Here is a 15,560-nt window from a genome sequence, read left to right as displayed (position 1 = left end):
CTTCATGCGGCTTGCGCACCCTGTAGAGCCCGGACCATCGGAGCGGCCTTGCCAGCCACTTCAGCGGCGCCGCCGACGCTCGCAGCGACGCTTGCCGCTTGCGCGTCGGCCGCCATCTGGTCGGCCGCTTCCTTCATCATCTTGTCGTTGTTGAGCCATTCTTCCGGCCAGCCAGTGCGGCGCAGGAGGTCTTTGGCAATCGCCATGGCGTTCGGCAGCTTGGCAACCATCGGGTCGAGTGCAGCGGCTTCCTTCACCACGCCCAGGCCTTCGATAAGCTTCTGCTGCATGCCCTCGTCTTCCAGATCCTTGATCGGGCTCTTGAAAGAGAACTCCACACCGGAGCCCTTGAGTGCGTCCGGTATCTCATTGGCAGGGAACGCGCCGAGGGAGCGCATCACCTTGAACGTTTCCGCGCAGAGCGGTTCCGAATATTCGATTTCGACCGGCTCAAACATCGGGATGTGAGCCCGCATCTGTTGTTCGACCACCTTGCGGATTTGGTAGGCAGTCATGCCGGACGTGTCCGGGATCTGCACCTTGTCGGTCATGAAGCCCATGCGGATGGTCTGGTCGAGACGATCCGACATGTTCTGCCCGGCAGGCAGGCCCGAGAAGTCCAGTTGTAGAGGCCGCAGCGCTTCGCCCAGCCGCTCATCATACTCTTTGTCCAGCCAGGTAATGCCGCCGGCACCGAGGCCGATATCCGAGCGGATGACATCCATGGCCGCAATCATCGGCGGGTCGATCGCCTTTTCACCGGCTTCGAGCAGGATGCGTTCGATGGCCTGTTGCGTCCGGCTATCGGGCAGGATGATCGAGGTGAAGACAGAGCGAGCATATTGCGAACCGGAGACGGTAGGACCGCGAGGCACGATATAGCCGCGATAGGTGCGGCCGATGTTTTCGAGGACTTCGCCTTCGCAGTCGGGCAGCACCCACAGCGAAATGAACTCGTGTTCGGCCCGAACCGAGATGCCGGTAGCGTAAGACGCCGAAGGCACCACCACATGCCGGGCAGAGATTTTCTTGTAAGGGTCTTTCGCAGCGTCACGCGTCAGCGCCTCAGGCACCTTGCCAGGGAAAAGCTGCATGAGCTGGGTAATCGTCGGCTTGCAATTGCGGTGCACGTCCGACACCGAGCCGGCATAGTCTTCCGACCAGGCGCAGTCGCGCAGATGCCAGTTGCGATAGAACAGGTTGCGACGGTCAGACGTTGGCGTCACTTCGATAACCGCCTGCCCGAAGGTCAGGTGATCATGGTCCCCTGCTTCCGTCGCCTTGGTGAAGCCAGCGCCGTTGCGGTACATGACGGCGCGCTGCATAGCCGTGGCATATTCGAGCCATGCACGGGCGTCAGGCACCTTGTTGCGCGCATCATCGAGCGATTTGACTTCGAAGAAATCGGAAGGCCGCAGCATCGTGCGGTAGAGGTCGGCCATGTCGCGGCGATAGATGGCGGCACGAGACGAGAACGAGCCGGAAGCATAGTCAGAGCCGATGTTGAGCGGCCCGGTAAAGTCTGCCCGGTCGTAATAGAAATGCTCTGCCAGCTCCTGCCAATGGCTCAGCAGCGGCGTCTTCTCGCTGAAGAGCCGGTTGCCGTTGTCGACAATCGTTTGGACGGCGGCAGAGGTCGCGGTCATTTAGGCGCCGAGCTTGCCAACAGAACCGGTGAGATTGTCGGACATGATGGTCGAATCCCGACCACCGCGCGCCCGCATCTCTGCCATCTGGCGGCGCTTCTCAGCCAGGACGGCCGGGTCTTGCGCATCCGGCATACGAGCCGGCTCTTCCACTTTCGGAGCTTTGGGCTTGAACAGGCTTGCCATGGTCTTGGTCCTTTTCAGACGATGAGAGCGAGGAAGGCGGCGCCGATTGCCACCCAGGACAGCACCGCCAGGCAGACGTGAAGCACGGCAGCGCCAACGGTCCCGACATCGGAGAACTCTTCAGCCAGGAAGGCGAGCGCGCACGTGGTTGCGGCAAGGCCCCAGGCCCATAGATTGTTCAGATGGAGGCCGGCGGCAGCGATGATCAGCACCAGCACGGCGCCAGACGTGTTCTTGTTCATGGCGCGCCTCAGTTGTTCAGTTCATAGGCCAGGCCCTTGGCGTCCAGCGCCCGGCCGTTGAGCCCATAAAGAACCGACACAGCACCACCGCCGCGCTCTGCCCGGATCAGGCCGAAGCGGGCTTCCCCGAACGCCTTGCCGGCCAGGGCGAGCGATGCTGCAGCCTGCTTTTCTGTGATCGAGCCGCGCGTTGCGCCCTTCGGCGGCTTCGGAACCTTGATCGAGTCTTCGAATGTCATCGTCTGCCTGCCTTCTGTTGGGAGTAGCCGACCTTGACTTGCGGCAGCCGGCCGCCGAGTGCCGCGTCATGCATCTTGCGGATTGCCAGTTTCGAGCCTTCCGACCACGACATGACGGTTGCATCGCCACGGTCAGGAGAGCGGCCGAGCCGGACCTTGATGTCGTCTTTGCTTTCGATTTGAACCTTTGCCGTACCCACCGGCTTCCACCGGATGGCGATCAGATCGGCGAGCAGCAGCGGGTCAGGTGGCAGAGCTATGGGCGAACCGCCCTCTTGCGACGGGTCTAGAGCCTCACGGAACCGCCAATGCGCTTCAGCCCGCTTGTTGAGGAAATGCCATTGCCCATCGGCTGACTTCGCCGTGGACGTGTGGGAGGCGTTGTAGCCCGAGACAGCGACACCGTTGTCCTTCAGGAAAGTGACAGCACCACCGCCATACCCGCCGCCGACATCGACAATGACGCCGGCACCGTCGCGGCGAACTCCGAAGACCATGGCGCCGATCGATGGACCGTCTGGCGTTTCCTTCCCAGGCTTCACCACCAGGGGCGCGAACCATGTCCCGTAGCGTGGCGCTATGGTCGATTCGTCAGCGCCACCTTGCGCCACGTCGACACCCAGCGCCGTCATCTGCAGGCCCTTGAACCCGTCAGGCTTCCATCGAGCTTGAGCAGCCTTGACCCATTCACCGGGCAGCAGTTGCCATTCGTCATCGGCGCGGCCGGCTTGGAAATCGCCATAGAGCAGTTGCGACCGGAGCGGTTCGGGCAGGCTTTGCAGCTTGGCCTTGTAATCCGTGTCGCGCAGGTAAGGATTGTCATCGAGGCTTGCCGGGATGAATGTCCGCGACATCGCCTGATATTGTTCACCGCCCCGCTCATAGTCGCCAGGACCGTCGACCCATTCAGTGACGCCGCCGACCACGATGGCCCAGCGCAGTTCACCAGGCATTGCCCGGTTCGGATAGTTCGGATCGAGCCAGGGCGCGAACTCTTCAATTAGCCAGAGGCCATCGCCACCACGCGGAGGGTTTGAACCGAGGATGACGCGGCAGCGCTGCCCTTCCCTGGTCGACCGCAGCCAGCCAATGAGCGAGAACACTTGTTCCCGGAGGAATTCGCCTGCCTCATCGAATGCGAGGTAATCCCGCGCGTTGCCGGCATATTTGCGCCAGTCGTCGGGTTGCTTCAGGCCGGCGAACTTGAGACGACCGCCACCATTGAGGCGCCAGACGTTTTCGTTGCCGCCGACAAACTCACCGTGACCGGCCAGGATTTCCCGCGAGAACTCAATCAGCCCGTCGAGCTGAGTTGCCTCACGGCGCAGGATCAGGCTGGAATGGTGTTCATTGGCCGCAGCGCCCACTTCGAGCGCAGACTTGCCGCCGCCGGCTTGCCCACCGTAGAGCAGGATATCGGCCAGGCTTTGGAGCGCCGCAGTTTGAGGCCCAGGGTTAGGCAGGAAGGGCTTGTCCAGCTCAGCCGCGACTTGCGCAACCAGTTCGGCCCGGTCTTCCGTTGATAGCTTGGCAATGACGGCTTCGAGCGAGCGAAGATCCAGCCCGCTATCCATTGCCCTCTTTCATGCCCTTGGCGAGGATCAGCGCCACAGCCTTTGCCAGCTTGCGCGGCGAATGGTCGGCAGGCATCAGGTCTTTGCCATCCTTGCCGGTCAGTTCGGCCTTCTCAATCAGCAGGCCATGCAGCTTTGCCTTGCCGAGCGTGGCAGAGACGGCAGCAGAGGCGCCCTTCGGTTCGGCCATCGCCTTGGCGCGGGCTGATTCCAGCTCATCAGTGAGCGTTCCGACCGATACCATGAGCAGTTCGCGGGCTTCGGCCTGAAGGTCTTTGACCCTTGCTTTAACCTTGCTGTCAGCCAGGAGGCGCGAGGCGTTCGACCAAACCGTCTCTGGCTTCGTGTCGGCGCCCACATCGTAGGACAGCCGATAGGCCTTGGAGCCGTTCCCTGTCTCGACATATGCGGCAGCGAAAGCTTCCTGTTGGGCGGTCAGCTCAGGCATCTTCGCCTTGGGAGATGACAGCAGCGAGCGCTTCGAGGACTTCAGCTTGCGTCTTGCGCTTGGCGATCGACACAGCCAGGGCGAGTTTCTGGCGCGTGTCTTCCTGCAGTGCCTTGATTGTTGCCGGCGGAAGCTTCAGGCGGCGCTTGTCGAGATAGTTCATGCTCGCGCCCTCCCCGCTGAAACGTTCGGTAACGTGACGTAACGTTACATAACGCGTGACGGTCACGTGACGCGTTGACGGCTCACGTGAGGTCACGTGACCAACGTTTGCAAACAGCAGCTAACGTTTGTTTTGTGGAATATGTCCCGGAGCGCAGGGGCGGCGAAATCTTGCCCCCGCATCGGCCCGGCGAGTGATCCGAAGATCCCGCTCAGTCAGCCGCAAATCGCCTATGTGTGGTATTACGCTACCTTCGCCAGATTTTCAAGGTCTACCGATGTTGGCACCGAGCGGCCGAAGATCGAAACCAGCACCTTGGCCTTCCGGTTATCCTTCACCGCGTCAATGAGGCCTTCGAGCCCGAGGAATTGCCCTTCGGCGATCCGCACCTTGTCCCCGGCACGGAGCCGGTAGCCATGTTCCCGCGTCTCATCGAAGGCGCCGCTATCCACCGCCCGGCGAATCCGTACGACCACATCGTCATTGACCGGCACGGGGAAGCCCTGGACGCGCAGCACCTTGTTGACCCCATCTATGTCGCCCAGCTCAGAGCAGCGGTCAGGTGACGCCAGGCGCACGAACCCGTAGCGGACGAAGAGGGCGAAGTCTTTCATCACCCATTTCTTGGTCCGATGGTGTTTGATTTCCTTCCGCCAGAACGGCCAGAAAACATCGTAGCCGGCGCGCACAAGCTCGTCCCTCGCCTTCCGTTCGGCCGAGGGCGCCGATTCCACCACGTACCAGAGGTTAGCTTGCGCGCGCTGGTTCATTCGTCGCCTTCCTTGTCGGGAGCCCGCCAATAGTTTTTGTATGGCTTTGGCTTAGGGAGGAACTTGCCGCCTCGATACTCGTAGGCGCCGCCCTCTTCGGCCAGCCAGATGGCGTTTGCCATGCGGTGCTTGCTCAGCTTGATGCCGATCGGGCGGTATTCCATCACGTCCCAATAGTTTGCCATCAGCGAAGGAGGATCTATGCGATACCACCGGCCGAGATGCCGAAAGAACCGTTGAAAACCTAGCGTTGTGAGATTGCTTAGGCGCATCTCGCAAATCATGCCGTCTTCGACCGCTTCGCGGACCGGACGCCAAGGGTTTTCCTTCTCGCTCTTTTCGCGAGCCCGCCGCTCATCAATGGTCATGGCCACCGCCTTGAGCGAGGTAGTCTTCTACACTCACCCGCCGAACGGTTGACGCGGCGCCGAATGAACCGAGGCTCTTACCGGGGTAGCGGTTTTCCTTCGCTTGTCGCGGCAACTGGTGCTGAAGGCGCAAGACGCCCTGAAGCTTCTGCAGTTCGGGGAAGAGCGGAGAACGCCGGTCGATCGGCATCTTCACCTTGCGAGCGCTCATCAGGCGTTGTGTGAGGTAGAGCGCTTGGCGTTCGGTCTTCAGGTTATCGACATCGACGCCCTGTCGTTTCAGCCAGTCACGCAGCGGGTATAGGCCTTCCGGCCATTCATAGGCGCGCGCCCTCATGCCGCGTCCCCTTCGTTCGGAAGGTAACGACGGGCCAGAGTTAGGAACACCTCTTGGCCGAAGGCCAGCAGTATGTCGTCTGCTTCAGCCTGGGAGACACCTTGGGCGCTCATCCCGAGGCGCTTGGCCTTGATCAGCCGCCGCCAGTAGGCATCGGCCGCACGGCCATCGAGCCCGGCCAGGGCGGCCACAACTTCCTTGACGGCGCCGTCAGACTTGGCGAGCGGAAACGGAACAATGCTGGACATCGGCACCCCCGATTTGGTTGGTGTAATGTTATCACATTTGGCTTCTGACCCCAACATTTTATGCCCCCTGATTTTTCATGGCGGCGACTACGGCGACAGCGTCATCGACTACAACCACGCCATCCGCAGACAGCCGCGCACCGGGCAATTTGTTGTTGCGGGCTTCTGCCATTATCTGGCCGAGCGGCCGGCTATCTGCCCTATGACGAACCCACAGCCCTGGGACAGTATCAGGCGCCGAAAGGTCGCCGACCGTTCCCCGAATAGTCGCCGAATGCTCATGTTCCACAGGTGGGAATAAAGTAAGCATTACACCTCCCCCTCCCCGTTATGGTGAGGAAGACAGAGCTTGTAGATGTGAGGCTGTCGCCTCTTGCTGACGCTATCGAAGTGCCCGCGACGGACCAAAGCCAAAAGGTTGACCTCGATCAAGGTCAGGATATCGCGGTAAATCCGGCTTTTGCTCTGGTTTGGGAGGTGGCCTTTGGCAATCAAACCCTCCGCCACGACAGTAAAAAAAATTTCGTGTCGATGACCATGGGTTTGGCTGAGGACCATATAGAGCAGCGCTGCATCGTCGCCCTTTTTGTGGCCCGCCAGGGCAGCGGTCGCCGACCGGTTGATGGCGAAGGTTGAGTTGCGGCCGCCCCACAGATAGAGCTTCTCGCGGTGGCGCCATGCCCACTTGGCTTTTGCCCGGACCTCAGCATTCGAAACTCCCTCCGGGTTTTCGCATTCCAGATCCCGGTAAGCACAAAGCTCTTCGAAAACTTCGGCCTCGCTGTCGGCCACAAGAGCGAGCTCAATACCGCGCCGATACAGATGGCGGTCACGTGTGCCTTCCTCTGCCCTTTTGGAGTCCCGCTCCCAAAGCGGCGGCGTTGCCTGGAAAATCGGCAAGCGCGCGGCGAAGCCGAGCGGCGAGCCAGCCGTCTGATAGACCTTGCCATTATCCGGCCTCACTGAATCCGGGCCGACGACAAACGAGCCGGCGCCAGTCTTGAAGTCGATCGAGATATCCGGCAGGCGGACCTTCGGCGGCACATAGAACCCGGCCTTGAACCAATAGTGCAGTCCGCGCGTCGTGCGGGTCATGAATGGCGAGAGGCCGAAGTGCTGTTCGACGTAGTTGCGGGTGGCGGTGTTGTCCGTATCGCAGTCGACCACGACCAGGCCTTCCAGCCGGATGCCGTACATCTGCGAGCCGCGCTTCTGCATCAACTCAATGGAGGTTTTAACCGAGCAGCCGCGAGCTGCCGACCAGTTCGCAATCAACGGTTTCTTGCCGTCCGGCCCGTCGCCGAGCGGGAGGAGCTTGTAGCCCGCGCTGCCGAGGCGGGCGATTGTCTCGACATAGCGAGACGCGGCGACTTCCGGCGCCGCCGGCTGTTTCTGAAAATCGGCCGCAGCGCTCATGCAGCGGCGCTCATGTCGTCAAGGATGGTCACATCGGTTTCGAGGCAATACCGAGAATGTGAGCCAGAAAATTCGCCGCCGTGGCTTTCGCGAGGCGATGAAATGGTTAGGCCGGCTCGCCGACACATCATGACGTAATGCGAAATTCTGACGCCGGCCGGCAGCTCGATCGTGGTGACGCCACGCTTGCCGGCTTTCACCAGCTCCCGAAGCATCCAAGCGGGGCGGCCTTCGAGTTTGATGATGCGCCCATCGGGCTCGATACAGACTGTGACTGTGGACTTCTTGGCCGTCAGGCCATTTTGTGAATTAACGCGAGGCTGTTCGCCTGCTATGTCGTGCATTGTCTGGTTCCTTTTTCAGATCCCTGGGGAGGGGTTTCGAAAACTTAGGTGGCAGATTGGCTTGAGCGGTTTGCAGACCGCTCAAGCTCCCCTCGCCGAACCCGGCTGAGGATTTCCTTTTGGAAGACTATCGAGCCATTTGTCAGCATCGACCTTGCGCACAAGGACCTTCCTTGTGCCCGCACGGCGGGTCTCCAACAGACCAAGCTTGATCTGCTCATAAACGAACGATCTGCCGAGACCGTACGCGGCACACAGGTGCCGGATGGTAAAGGCGTGTGGCGTTACTTCCATTCCGTCTAATCTCCTTCTTGGTTCACGACGCATTAGCTCGGATTACAGTGGACATAATACACCCTGCGTTGACTCGCTGTCGAACCCTGAAGCGAGTGTTCACAATTATTTTGCGCCGGGCAATTATCTCCGTTTTTCCAATAAGTTAGGTCTCAAAACAGGGTACTTTTCCACAGGTTATCCCCAAAGGATTTGTTCCCCTTTGGTTCTGACCTTTACCCACGGTAAAGCGGCGTCGGGAAATCCCCGATTTTCCACCCTCCCAGGCATGCAATGAAGTATGAGGAAAGCCGCTGCGCCCCACGCAGCTATCACGGCACCGCACAGCCGCGAATCTTGGTCCTCAGACCTTTTCCCTCGAAACCAGATAAGTATGTGCTTAGTGATTCCGCGGGTCAAGAGTCCCGGACGTACGTTAACAGGCGAAAGCGGATGCTGCTGACTCTGTGCCCGTCAGCAGGGTTTAAGCGACGATGCGGAGATTGATCTTGCCTGTGGCGCCTAGATAGTTCGACCAAGCTGCCATTAACTTTCGCCGCTTTTCCAAGGCATCGGAACGCCGATAGGCATTCTCCACCGCGTCGCCTGTCTTGTGCGCGAGCGCGGCTTCAGCCACTTCACGCGGGAAGCTGGTGTTGTCGCCAGCCCAATCCCTGAAAGCCGACCGGAAACCATGTGGCGTGTACTGCCCGACTTCCATGCGACGCATCTGCATCGTCATCGCCATGACCGAGAGCGGGCCGAGGTTGCCGCGCCGATCCTCACTCGGGAAAACATAGCCGTCATCGGATAGCCGCGCCTCATAGAGCGGCATCAGGATCGTCATGGCGGCATCGGTCAAGGGAACACGATGCACCTTGCGCGCCTTCATGCGCGCCGCCGGCACCGTCCAGAGCTTTTCGGCCAGATCCAGTTCCGGCCATTTCATGCCGAGGACTTCGCCCGAGCGCGCGGCCGTCAGGATCAGAAAGTCCAGCGCCTTCGCAGACAGGGCTTCAGATGCCCTCAGGCGCTTCGCGAACGCCGGCACGTCGCCATAAGCCATCGCGCTGTGATGCCCGCGTGACAGCTTCTGTCCCTTCGCCAGCAGGTGTTGAAGATGGCCGCGCCACAATGCAGGGTTTTCGCCCGATCGATGACCCGAGGCCTTGGCGAAGTCCAGCACCCGTTCAATCCTGCCGCGCAGTCTTTGCGCCGTTTCCGGTTTCTTTTGCCAGACGGGTTTCAGGATTTCGAGAACATCGGCGGTGGTTACCTTGTCGACCGGCTTTTTCAGGATCGGCTTGCAGTAGGCTTCGCCCAGGGTCATTTCCCATTGCGCCTTGTGCTTGGGATTCGACCAGCTCTTGCCGACTTCGGCAATGAAGTCTGCAGCGCATTCGGCAAAGGTCGGCACTTCGGCCTTGGCTTCCGGGTCGATTGGTTCGAGGCCGCGCCGCAGACGGTCGCGACAGTCGGTCGCCGCGATCCGGGCATCCTTCAAGGAAACGGAGGGATAGGAGCCGAGCCCGGCTTCCTTCCATGCGCGGTCGGCGCCAGAGCCCTTGAAGTGAATGAAGGCCCAGGACTTGGTCCCCTCCTTCTTGACGCGCAAGTAGAGCCCGCCCCCGTCGCTATACCGACCAGCCTTCAGGTCTTTCTTTCGGATGGTCGTTTCGGCGAGCAGATTGAGCGAGCGAACCATTTCCCAGCAACTCCGTGCCTAACTTCGATGCGCGATGTTAGCGGATTGCACCGGATAGCAGCAAACGAAGAATGCCGAAAAGCCAAGGGAATCAACGCTTATTTCATACCCCGGCAAACACCAGCGGACGTGGGTTTAGAAGACACTCCCTCCGCCAGATATTTGGCTACCGTGCTGAATTGCCTCTGTATTTTCAAAGAGGGCCAAATCTTTCCTAAGTTATTCCTATCTTCCTAAAACGAAGAAGCCTGCCACCGCGAGGCAGCGGGCAAGCGTGAGCGCAAACGTTGCGCCAGCCTCAGGATCAACGTTCGTCCTGGCGATAGAGCCGTTTGGTCGCGCGGTCGCTTTCCATGCGTTCTGCAGGACCACGGTGGCGTCGGGTCATAAGAACGTATGCCATCAATAGGGCCAGCAACAGTGGCCCACCAGCAACGACGATCAACCACATCACACTTTCAAACATGAGGCATCTCCTTCACGTCACAACCGTCAAGGAGAAGAACCGTTCCGTTCAAAGTTACAGCAACACCAGCACCTCCTGCGACTGAGGGCCGTTTTCCCATGTGACCGTTTCGGAAATCCGGGCTCCGCTGCAACAAAAGGCTGCGGCTGCACGTTGCGGTTGATCATTCAACCAGGAGCAAAGCAAATGGCCGACGACAAAACGAAGACGGACTTCCGCGATCGGGACCGCGTCTCTGCCGATGAGGATTATGAAGTCGAGTATTTCGCCACCAAGGCCGGCATCACCCCGCAGCAGGTCAAGGAATTGATCGCGAAGCACGGCAACCGACGCGAGACGCTGGAGCGGGAAGCGAAGGCTCTGGGGAGCGGTAGGTAGGCCGGCATGCCAGAGTACCAGGTGGAAGAGTGGCATGGAGAGGAGTGTGTCTCAACTCAGGCCACGAGCGCCGATGATCCGTTATCTGCGGTAGAGAAGGTCACGGGCCAAAGGGTGTCGCCTAGAGCGCTTCAGGAGCATTGGTTTCGTGTGGTCGATGAAGATGCGCGAAGCACGCATGAATTCAGCCTTGAGGACGGCGGCCCGGCTGGAGATTTCGCAAAATAGCCATGACCAGAATCTCGGACCTGCATTGGGACCAACGCTGCAGATAGGCGAGAAAGGTGCAGCCGCCGGGCGGACCCGACGGCTTATCGTCGATTGGATCGCTGCCGCCGCATGGGGCCTTAAGGCGCGGCCGGCGCCAGCTTGGCGGCTACTTGGTCGATCTTGTCGGCAAGTACGCTATTGGCCCAATCTGTCACCTCAGGGTCAACGGGCTTGTTGGCCATTTGGGCAAGGGCTGCATCGATCGATGGGACGTTGGCAGCGGCAGCTGTGGCGGCGGTCTGAGCAGCGGCCGCATCCTGGGTGGCGTCATCGAGCGCTGCCTGTGCTGCATCGAGGTCGGCCTGCGTCGGGACATCTTCGGGCAGGGTATTCGGGTCAGCCGCTTTCGCATTCAGCGCGTCGAGCGCCGCTTTGGCGTCGGTAACCGCCTGATTAGCGGCATCGAGCGCCGATTGAGCGTTCTTGGCTATTGCCGACTGTGTCACAAAAGCCTGCACGCCAGCGAAGTTCTTGCTCTTGGAGTGCATAAAGGCGTTGGCGTTGCGCTGCAGCGAGTTCAACCGGCCGAGCTTGGCATGGATATTCTTTTCCTTGGACACAGAAGGGGTAGCGGCCTTGGCGACCTGGCCCTTAGGGGCCTGGCCCTTGGCGGATGCCGACTTGCCGACCGAACCGCCGCCTCCGCCATTGCCGCCAGCATTACCGTTTCCTCCGCTATTGCCATTGCCATTGCCGTTACCATTGCCATGGCCGTTACCATGGCCGTTGCCACCAGCAGCAGCCAGGGCCGGCGACACCAGAAGCGAGAACACCGCAAATGCAGCAAAAAGGGTCTTTCGGGATGTCATAACTACCTCCGAGATTGCCACCGCCACGAACCGCTATAGCGGGCAACATGAGGAATCGCTAACACAAAGGGTAAACTTAGATATAGATGTGCTTTCATTGCGAGAACGAAGCGGCCGGCCGGCGAAACGCCAACCAGCATAACTCTTTGAAATTGCTGAAGTAGATCACCCTCCTTGGAACCGGCCGGCCTTCCGAACTCAAAGGTCCTAGACCGCTCGGACCAAGGTCTTAAGCCGTGGTTTCGGCCGCGACTCAGAAGTCGCGACGGCGCGGCGACCTTCGGTAGTCGGCACCTATCGGCCTGAGGCCGAGCTCGACATCGATCCGCTGCAGTGTTCCCAAACACCGCCTAAGTGGTTGTATTCCCTGTCTTTTGATATAAGCGCTAGTCTGAGGTAAAATTTCGACCGGCATCTGGCGGGCTTACGTTATGCAGCATCGAACGTTCTTTGGCGGCAAGGTCACCGAGATCCCCACTTCGTTACATAGCGATCCCAGGGGAATGCTGACAGCTATCGAGTTCAACGGTTACAATTTCCAAGCCGTGCGGGCGTTCGTCGTCACCGCGCCGCGCGGCACGTCGCGGGGGGGACATGCACACGGCTCGGGCCGGCAATTGATGATGCAGCTGTCGGGCGAGATCGGCATCGAATTTCGCTACCAGGAACAGATCGAACGGCTGACGCTCACCGCATCGAACCGCGCGGTGCTGGTCGATGCCGCGGTGTGGGCGCTGCAGACCTATGAAGGCGAGAACCCGTCTTTGCTGGTTTTCTGCGATACCGAATACGACCCTGAAAACTACGTCTCGTATCCCTGATGACAATCGTCAGGAAAGGAGAGGCCGCGATGCGCGCCAGGACATGACAGCGCCTCGCGGCAGAATGGCTATTCTCGGCGCCGGCATCATGGGCGCCAGCCTCGCTCTCATGATGGCCCGCAGAGGCTACGCGGTGTCCCTCTTCGACAAGGAGAGCGAGCCGATGGCCTGCGCCAGCCGTTGGAACGAGGGCAAGATTCATCTCGGCTATCTCTACGGGAACGATCCCTCGCTGCTGACCGCCCGGCATCTGCTTTCGGGAGGACTGTGTTTCGGCAGGCTTGTTTCCGAGCTGATCGGAAGCAATCTGGAAGCGCACACGACCTTTTCGGAAGACCTTTATCTGGTCCATCGCAACTCGGTCGTCGCTGTCGAGGCGCTGGGGGCGATCTTTGAACGTGTAGATGTATTGGTGCGCAGCCACGCTGACGCCACCAGCTACCTTGCCGACGTATCGGCGGCGCGATCGAATCGGCTTTCCAAAACTGAATTGGCCGATGTCACCAACTCGGACCAGATCGTCGGCGGCTTCCAGGTGCCGGAGCGATCCGTCAACACGCGATGGGTTGCCGACCGGCTTTGCGCCGTGCTTCGGAGTGAACCCAACACCAGCTTGCGAATGGCGGCCAAAGTCCTGTCGGCACAGCCGGTGGACGGAATTGACGGGAAATGGCGCGTGGCGGTCGCAGGCGAAAAAAGTGAGGCGTTCGACATCGTCGTCAATTGCCTTTGGGAGGGGCGGCTGGCTGTCGACCGCACGGCCGGCATCGAGCCGGTTCCCGGATGGTCGCACCGCTACAGGCTTTGCCTGTTCGGCCGCACCAGCCAGCCTGTCGATGTGCCGTGCGCGGTCGTCGCCCTTGGCCCCTTCGGCGACATAAAAAACTATGACGGGCGCAACTTCTATCTCTCCTGGTACCCGAGCGGGTTGCTTGCGGAGAGTGGCGAATTGTCGATCGAAACGCCACAAGCGCTCGATGCCGACGCACGACAGCGGTTCATCGGCGACGTTCGCGCCACGCTCACTCGGTTGGTGCCCGTTGTTTCCAGCATGTTCGACGATGCCGAGGAGCTTGAGGTACGCGGCGGCTTCGTGTTTGCGCAAGGGCGTGGTTCGCTCAGCGACCCGAAAGCCACGATCCATCGCCGCGACCAATTCGGGGTCAACCGCCTGGGCAACTACATCTCGGTCGACACAGGTAAATATTCGACGGCGCCGTGGCTTGCCGACAGGCTGGCGCGGCAAATCTGCGGGATCGACTGAATGGGTGAGACAGAACAGGGCGGCGCGAAGCAGGTAGCGCAGAAACAAGTCGAGCTTCGATCCGGCTGGCGGCCGAAGGTCACGGCGCTGGTGCCATGCTACAATTCGGCGGCATTCATTTCGCGTACGCTGGACAGCCTCGCCGCGCAGACCTGGGACAATATCGAGATCCTGGTCGGCGAGGACAATTCGACCGACGCGACATTCGAGATCGTTTCGGCCTTCGCCGGCGGCCGCGACGATGTCCGCATCCTGCGTCGGGACAAAAACCTGGGATGGCTGAAGAATTCCAACGATCTGATGGCCAATGCCAGCGGCGAATTGATGTTCTTTGCCTTCCATGACGACGTCATCGATCCAAACTATATCGAGGCGCTGGTGCGGGCGCTCGATGCCAATCCCGAGGCCGTACTGTCGTTCAGCGACGTCGAAGTGATCGAAGTCAGCGGCGAAAGTGCCCCGTGGAAGTTCGACCTGCTGGAGGGCTTGCAGGACGGTTTTGCGCGTGGCCGGGCGATGGCGCGCCAGCCGCATGGATGGTGGGTTCCCAATCGTGGGATATTCAGGGCCTGGGCGTTCCACCGTAGCGGCGGGATCAAGCCCAACAGCCAAGGCGAATTCAGCGCCGACTGGACCTGGCTTCTGCATCTGTCGCTGCTCGGCGGCTTTGTCCGCGTGCCGCAAGTGCTCTGCCACAAATACTATCGGGCGGGCAGCATCAGCCGGCGCTGGGAACGCAACAGCACCCAACGAAGGGCATTGAGGGCGGCGGGGATAAGGGAGGTCTGGCACAGCGAGGCCGGCCTGGCACAGAGAACCTTCCTCGCTGCCTATATCGCCTTGCGGCCGTGGCGGTGGCTGCCGCGATCGCGAGAAGCGGAAAGACGGGGAAACAGGCAATCGGTGCATGGCAGCCCGGACAATTAAGAATGGCGCCGGCGACGTGTCAAAGCGGCTGCGTCAAGACACCCTGCCCGGCCAACGACGATTTCCGCGCATATCCGGCTGCCCCAAAATGGCACTCCGGTTGATTTTTCACGCGAGTTATGGTCGTTCTCCCGCCCATGAAAAAACTATTCCTTGCGGCGCTGGCCTCGGTGACGCTGGCCTGGCCCGCCCACGCGATGGACGCCGCCCTGCGCGCCGGCCTGCTGAAACTCGACCCGGAGACCCGGCTGGAGCAGAGATGCGACGCCGAAGTGCTCGACCGCATCAGCCATGACGACCACAAGTACAAGGCAGACCGCGTCGTCGCCTACGCCTTCGCGACGCCGGAAATGAAAGCCGATGTCATCCGCAGCCCGGGTGCTGCCTTCCGCAGCAAGGGACAGTGGTACCGGCTGAAGTTCAAATGCGAGACGGCGCCGGACCATATGGAGGTCCTGCAGTTCCGTTACCGCATCGGCGACGAGATTCCGGAAGCCGACTGGGCGAAGTACAATCTCTACGACTGAATTCGCTGCGACCAGAATTCTCTCTGGCAGAACGACCTTCCCTATTCCCGTGGCTTTCAGCGTCGGCCGTTAGAGCGGTTCAGCTTTTTATGGAGCAGCTGACCCACTCTAACTCTTTGTTTTTGCATAATTCCCGACG

The 15,560-nt window shown here is 60.3% G+C and carries 22 protein-coding genes; 6 read left to right on the top strand and 16 right to left on the bottom strand.

From position 1 onward, the window contains the following. Positions 1-2: 2 nt before the first annotated feature. From NKJ80_RS08410 to NKJ80_RS08360, 11 genes are all read right to left on the bottom strand, one after another. Positions 3-1,646 (bottom strand): portal protein, encoded by a 1,644-nt coding sequence (locus NKJ80_RS08410; RefSeq protein ID WP_023805197.1) that lies wholly within the window; start codon positions 1,644-1,646, stop codon positions 3-5. Beyond that, a complete protein-coding gene (locus NKJ80_RS08405; RefSeq protein ID WP_023805196.1) occupies positions 1,647-1,832 on the bottom strand; it encodes a hypothetical protein in 186 nt (61 codons plus the stop codon). Positions 1,833-1,846: 14 nt separating this feature from the next. Continuing rightward, positions 1,847-2,074 (bottom strand): hypothetical protein, encoded by a 228-nt coding sequence (locus tag NKJ80_RS08400; protein ID WP_023805195.1) that lies wholly within the window; start codon positions 2,072-2,074, stop codon positions 1,847-1,849. Positions 2,075-2,082: 8 nt separating this feature from the next. Then, positions 2,083-2,313, bottom strand: coding sequence for a hypothetical protein (locus NKJ80_RS08395; protein ID WP_023805194.1), 231 nt, complete (start codon positions 2,311-2,313; stop codon positions 2,083-2,085). Beyond that, positions 2,310-3,887 (bottom strand): terminase large subunit domain-containing protein, encoded by a 1,578-nt coding sequence (locus NKJ80_RS08390; protein WP_023805193.1) that lies wholly within the window; start codon positions 3,885-3,887, stop codon positions 2,310-2,312. Before NKJ80_RS08390 ends, NKJ80_RS08395 begins: the two co-directional genes overlap by 4 nt. Continuing rightward, the gene (locus NKJ80_RS08385) at positions 3,880-4,335 is read right to left on the bottom strand and encodes a terminase small subunit (protein WP_023805192.1); all 456 of its coding nucleotides are present in this window, start codon (positions 4,333-4,335) and stop codon (positions 3,880-3,882) included. The genes NKJ80_RS08390 and NKJ80_RS08385 overlap by 8 nt, the downstream gene beginning before the upstream one ends. Next, positions 4,328-4,498, bottom strand: a complete 171-nt coding sequence (locus NKJ80_RS08380; RefSeq protein ID WP_023805191.1) for a hypothetical protein — start codon at positions 4,496-4,498, stop codon at positions 4,328-4,330. Before NKJ80_RS08380 ends, NKJ80_RS08385 begins: the two co-directional genes overlap by 8 nt. Before the next feature lie 242 nt (positions 4,499-4,740). After that, positions 4,741-5,268, bottom strand: a complete 528-nt coding sequence (nusG, locus tag NKJ80_RS08375) for a transcription termination/antitermination protein NusG (protein ID WP_023805190.1) — start codon at positions 5,266-5,268, stop codon at positions 4,741-4,743. Then, complete coding sequence (locus NKJ80_RS08370) at positions 5,265-5,636, bottom strand: hypothetical protein (RefSeq protein ID WP_023805189.1); 372 nt, start codon at positions 5,634-5,636, stop codon at positions 5,265-5,267. The genes nusG and NKJ80_RS08370 overlap by 4 nt, the downstream gene beginning before the upstream one ends. Beyond that, positions 5,626-5,973, bottom strand: a complete 348-nt coding sequence (locus NKJ80_RS08365) for a hypothetical protein (RefSeq protein WP_023805188.1) — start codon at positions 5,971-5,973, stop codon at positions 5,626-5,628. The genes NKJ80_RS08370 and NKJ80_RS08365 overlap by 11 nt, the downstream gene beginning before the upstream one ends. Continuing rightward, positions 5,970-6,221, bottom strand: a complete 252-nt coding sequence (locus NKJ80_RS08360; RefSeq protein WP_023805187.1) for a DUF6074 family protein — start codon at positions 6,219-6,221, stop codon at positions 5,970-5,972. Before NKJ80_RS08360 ends, NKJ80_RS08365 begins: the two co-directional genes overlap by 4 nt. On the opposite strand from NKJ80_RS08360, the gene NKJ80_RS08355 reads away from it, so the two are divergent. Then, positions 6,211-6,522 (top strand): hypothetical protein, encoded by a 312-nt coding sequence (locus NKJ80_RS08355; protein WP_352497405.1) that lies wholly within the window; start codon positions 6,211-6,213, stop codon positions 6,520-6,522. The genes NKJ80_RS08360 and NKJ80_RS08355 overlap by 11 nt on opposite strands. Before the next feature lie 8 nt (positions 6,523-6,530). On the opposite strand, the gene NKJ80_RS08350 is transcribed toward NKJ80_RS08355, so the two are convergent. The 4 genes from NKJ80_RS08350 to NKJ80_RS08335 form a co-directional block, all read right to left on the bottom strand. Further along, complete coding sequence (locus tag NKJ80_RS08350; RefSeq protein WP_023805185.1) at positions 6,531-7,637, bottom strand: bifunctional DNA primase/polymerase; 1,107 nt, start codon at positions 7,635-7,637, stop codon at positions 6,531-6,533. Beyond that, on the bottom strand, positions 7,634-7,981 hold the full coding sequence (locus NKJ80_RS08345; RefSeq protein WP_023805184.1) for a winged helix domain-containing protein: 348 nt from the start codon (positions 7,979-7,981) through the stop codon (positions 7,634-7,636). The genes NKJ80_RS08350 and NKJ80_RS08345 overlap by 4 nt, the downstream gene beginning before the upstream one ends. A 757-nt stretch (positions 7,982-8,738) precedes the next feature. Beyond that, on the bottom strand, positions 8,739-9,959 hold the full coding sequence (locus tag NKJ80_RS08340; protein ID WP_023805183.1) for a tyrosine-type recombinase/integrase: 1,221 nt from the start codon (positions 9,957-9,959) through the stop codon (positions 8,739-8,741). A 304-nt stretch (positions 9,960-10,263) separates the two neighbouring features. Beyond that, entirely contained in the window at positions 10,264-10,425 is a 162-nt protein-coding gene (locus NKJ80_RS08335) for a hypothetical protein (protein ID WP_023691300.1), read from the bottom strand. 186 nt (positions 10,426-10,611) lie between these two features. Here NKJ80_RS08335 and NKJ80_RS08330 point away from each other — a divergent pair, with 186 nt between their 5' ends. Next, the gene (locus NKJ80_RS08330; protein WP_023668952.1) at positions 10,612-10,803 is read left to right on the top strand and encodes a DUF3606 domain-containing protein; all 192 of its coding nucleotides are present in this window, start codon (positions 10,612-10,614) and stop codon (positions 10,801-10,803) included. 347 nt (positions 10,804-11,150) lie between these two features. Here NKJ80_RS08330 and NKJ80_RS08325 read toward each other — a convergent pair whose 3' ends face one another. Next, a complete protein-coding gene (locus tag NKJ80_RS08325) occupies positions 11,151-11,882 on the bottom strand; it encodes a hypothetical protein (protein WP_023730597.1) in 732 nt (243 codons plus the stop codon). A 431-nt stretch (positions 11,883-12,313) separates the two neighbouring features. Here NKJ80_RS08325 and NKJ80_RS08320 point away from each other — a divergent pair, with 431 nt between their 5' ends. The 4 genes from NKJ80_RS08320 (at position 12,314) to NKJ80_RS08305 (ending at position 15,421) form a co-directional block, all read left to right on the top strand. Then, positions 12,314-12,703 carry a sugar 3,4-ketoisomerase gene (locus NKJ80_RS08320; RefSeq protein ID WP_352497404.1) on the top strand — a complete coding sequence of 130 codons (390 nt, stop codon included), beginning with the start codon at positions 12,314-12,316 and terminating at the stop codon, positions 12,701-12,703. Between the two features lie 64 nt (positions 12,704-12,767). Beyond that, positions 12,768-13,967, top strand: coding sequence for an FAD-dependent oxidoreductase (locus tag NKJ80_RS08315; RefSeq protein ID WP_352497403.1), 1,200 nt, complete (start codon positions 12,768-12,770; stop codon positions 13,965-13,967). Next, the gene (locus NKJ80_RS08310) at positions 13,968-14,894 is read left to right on the top strand and encodes a glycosyltransferase family 2 protein (protein ID WP_352497402.1); all 927 of its coding nucleotides are present in this window, start codon (positions 13,968-13,970) and stop codon (positions 14,892-14,894) included. Positions 14,895-15,013: 119 nt separating this feature from the next. After that, positions 15,014-15,421, top strand: a complete 408-nt coding sequence (locus NKJ80_RS08305) for a DUF930 domain-containing protein (RefSeq protein WP_032904882.1) — start codon at positions 15,014-15,016, stop codon at positions 15,419-15,421. Positions 15,422-15,560: the final 139 nt, after the last annotated feature.

Source organism: Mesorhizobium sp. M0030 (assembly GCF_040323695.1).
Lineage (GTDB): Bacteria > Pseudomonadota > Alphaproteobacteria > Rhizobiales > Rhizobiaceae > Mesorhizobium.
This window is presented reverse-complemented; position numbering and strand designations above follow the sequence as displayed.

Excerpts from the sequence above, each read along its gene's own strand:
- NKJ80_RS08345 (WP_023805184.1), bottom strand. The coding sequence starts at position 7,981 with ATGCACGACATAGCAGGCGAACAGCCTCGCGTTAATTCACAAAATGGC.
- NKJ80_RS08380 (WP_023805191.1), bottom strand. The coding sequence starts at position 4,498 with ATGAACTATCTCGACAAGCGCCGCCTGAAGCTTCCGCCGGCAACAATC.
- NKJ80_RS08340 (WP_023805183.1), bottom strand. The coding sequence starts at position 9,959 with ATGGTTCGCTCGCTCAATCTGCTCGCCGAAACGACCATCCGAAAGAAA.
- NKJ80_RS08315 (WP_352497403.1), top strand. The coding sequence starts at position 12,768 with ATGGCTATTCTCGGCGCCGGCATCATGGGCGCCAGCCTCGCTCTCATG.
- NKJ80_RS08370 (WP_023805189.1), bottom strand. The coding sequence starts at position 5,636 with ATGACCATTGATGAGCGGCGGGCTCGCGAAAAGAGCGAGAAGGAAAAC.
- NKJ80_RS08405 (WP_023805196.1), bottom strand. The coding sequence starts at position 1,832 with ATGGCAAGCCTGTTCAAGCCCAAAGCTCCGAAAGTGGAAGAGCCGGCT.
- NKJ80_RS08335 (WP_023691300.1), bottom strand. The coding sequence starts at position 10,425 with ATGTTTGAAAGTGTGATGTGGTTGATCGTCGTTGCTGGTGGGCCACTG.
- NKJ80_RS08365 (WP_023805188.1), bottom strand. The coding sequence starts at position 5,973 with ATGAGGGCGCGCGCCTATGAATGGCCGGAAGGCCTATACCCGCTGCGT.
- NKJ80_RS08330 (WP_023668952.1), top strand. The coding sequence starts at position 10,612 with ATGGCCGACGACAAAACGAAGACGGACTTCCGCGATCGGGACCGCGTC.
- NKJ80_RS08410 (WP_023805197.1), bottom strand. The coding sequence starts at position 1,646 with ATGACCGCGACCTCTGCCGCCGTCCAAACGATTGTCGACAACGGCAAC.
- NKJ80_RS08305 (WP_032904882.1), top strand. The coding sequence starts at position 15,014 with ATGGTCGTTCTCCCGCCCATGAAAAAACTATTCCTTGCGGCGCTGGCC.
- NKJ80_RS08320 (WP_352497404.1), top strand. The coding sequence starts at position 12,314 with ATGCAGCATCGAACGTTCTTTGGCGGCAAGGTCACCGAGATCCCCACT.
- NKJ80_RS08310 (WP_352497402.1), top strand. The coding sequence starts at position 13,968 with ATGGGTGAGACAGAACAGGGCGGCGCGAAGCAGGTAGCGCAGAAACAA.
- NKJ80_RS08385 (WP_023805192.1), bottom strand. The coding sequence starts at position 4,335 with ATGCCTGAGCTGACCGCCCAACAGGAAGCTTTCGCTGCCGCATATGTC.
- NKJ80_RS08350 (WP_023805185.1), bottom strand. The coding sequence starts at position 7,637 with ATGAGCGCTGCGGCCGATTTTCAGAAACAGCCGGCGGCGCCGGAAGTC.
- NKJ80_RS08400 (WP_023805195.1), bottom strand. The coding sequence starts at position 2,074 with ATGAACAAGAACACGTCTGGCGCCGTGCTGGTGCTGATCATCGCTGCC.
- NKJ80_RS08360 (WP_023805187.1), bottom strand. The coding sequence starts at position 6,221 with ATGTCCAGCATTGTTCCGTTTCCGCTCGCCAAGTCTGACGGCGCCGTC.
- NKJ80_RS08355 (WP_352497405.1), top strand. The coding sequence starts at position 6,211 with ATGCTGGACATCGGCACCCCCGATTTGGTTGGTGTAATGTTATCACAT.
- NKJ80_RS08395 (WP_023805194.1), bottom strand. The coding sequence starts at position 2,313 with ATGACATTCGAAGACTCGATCAAGGTTCCGAAGCCGCCGAAGGGCGCA.
- NKJ80_RS08390 (WP_023805193.1), bottom strand. The coding sequence starts at position 3,887 with ATGGATAGCGGGCTGGATCTTCGCTCGCTCGAAGCCGTCATTGCCAAG.
- NKJ80_RS08325 (WP_023730597.1), bottom strand. The coding sequence starts at position 11,882 with ATGACATCCCGAAAGACCCTTTTTGCTGCATTTGCGGTGTTCTCGCTT.
- nusG (WP_023805190.1), bottom strand. The coding sequence starts at position 5,268 with ATGAACCAGCGCGCGCAAGCTAACCTCTGGTACGTGGTGGAATCGGCG.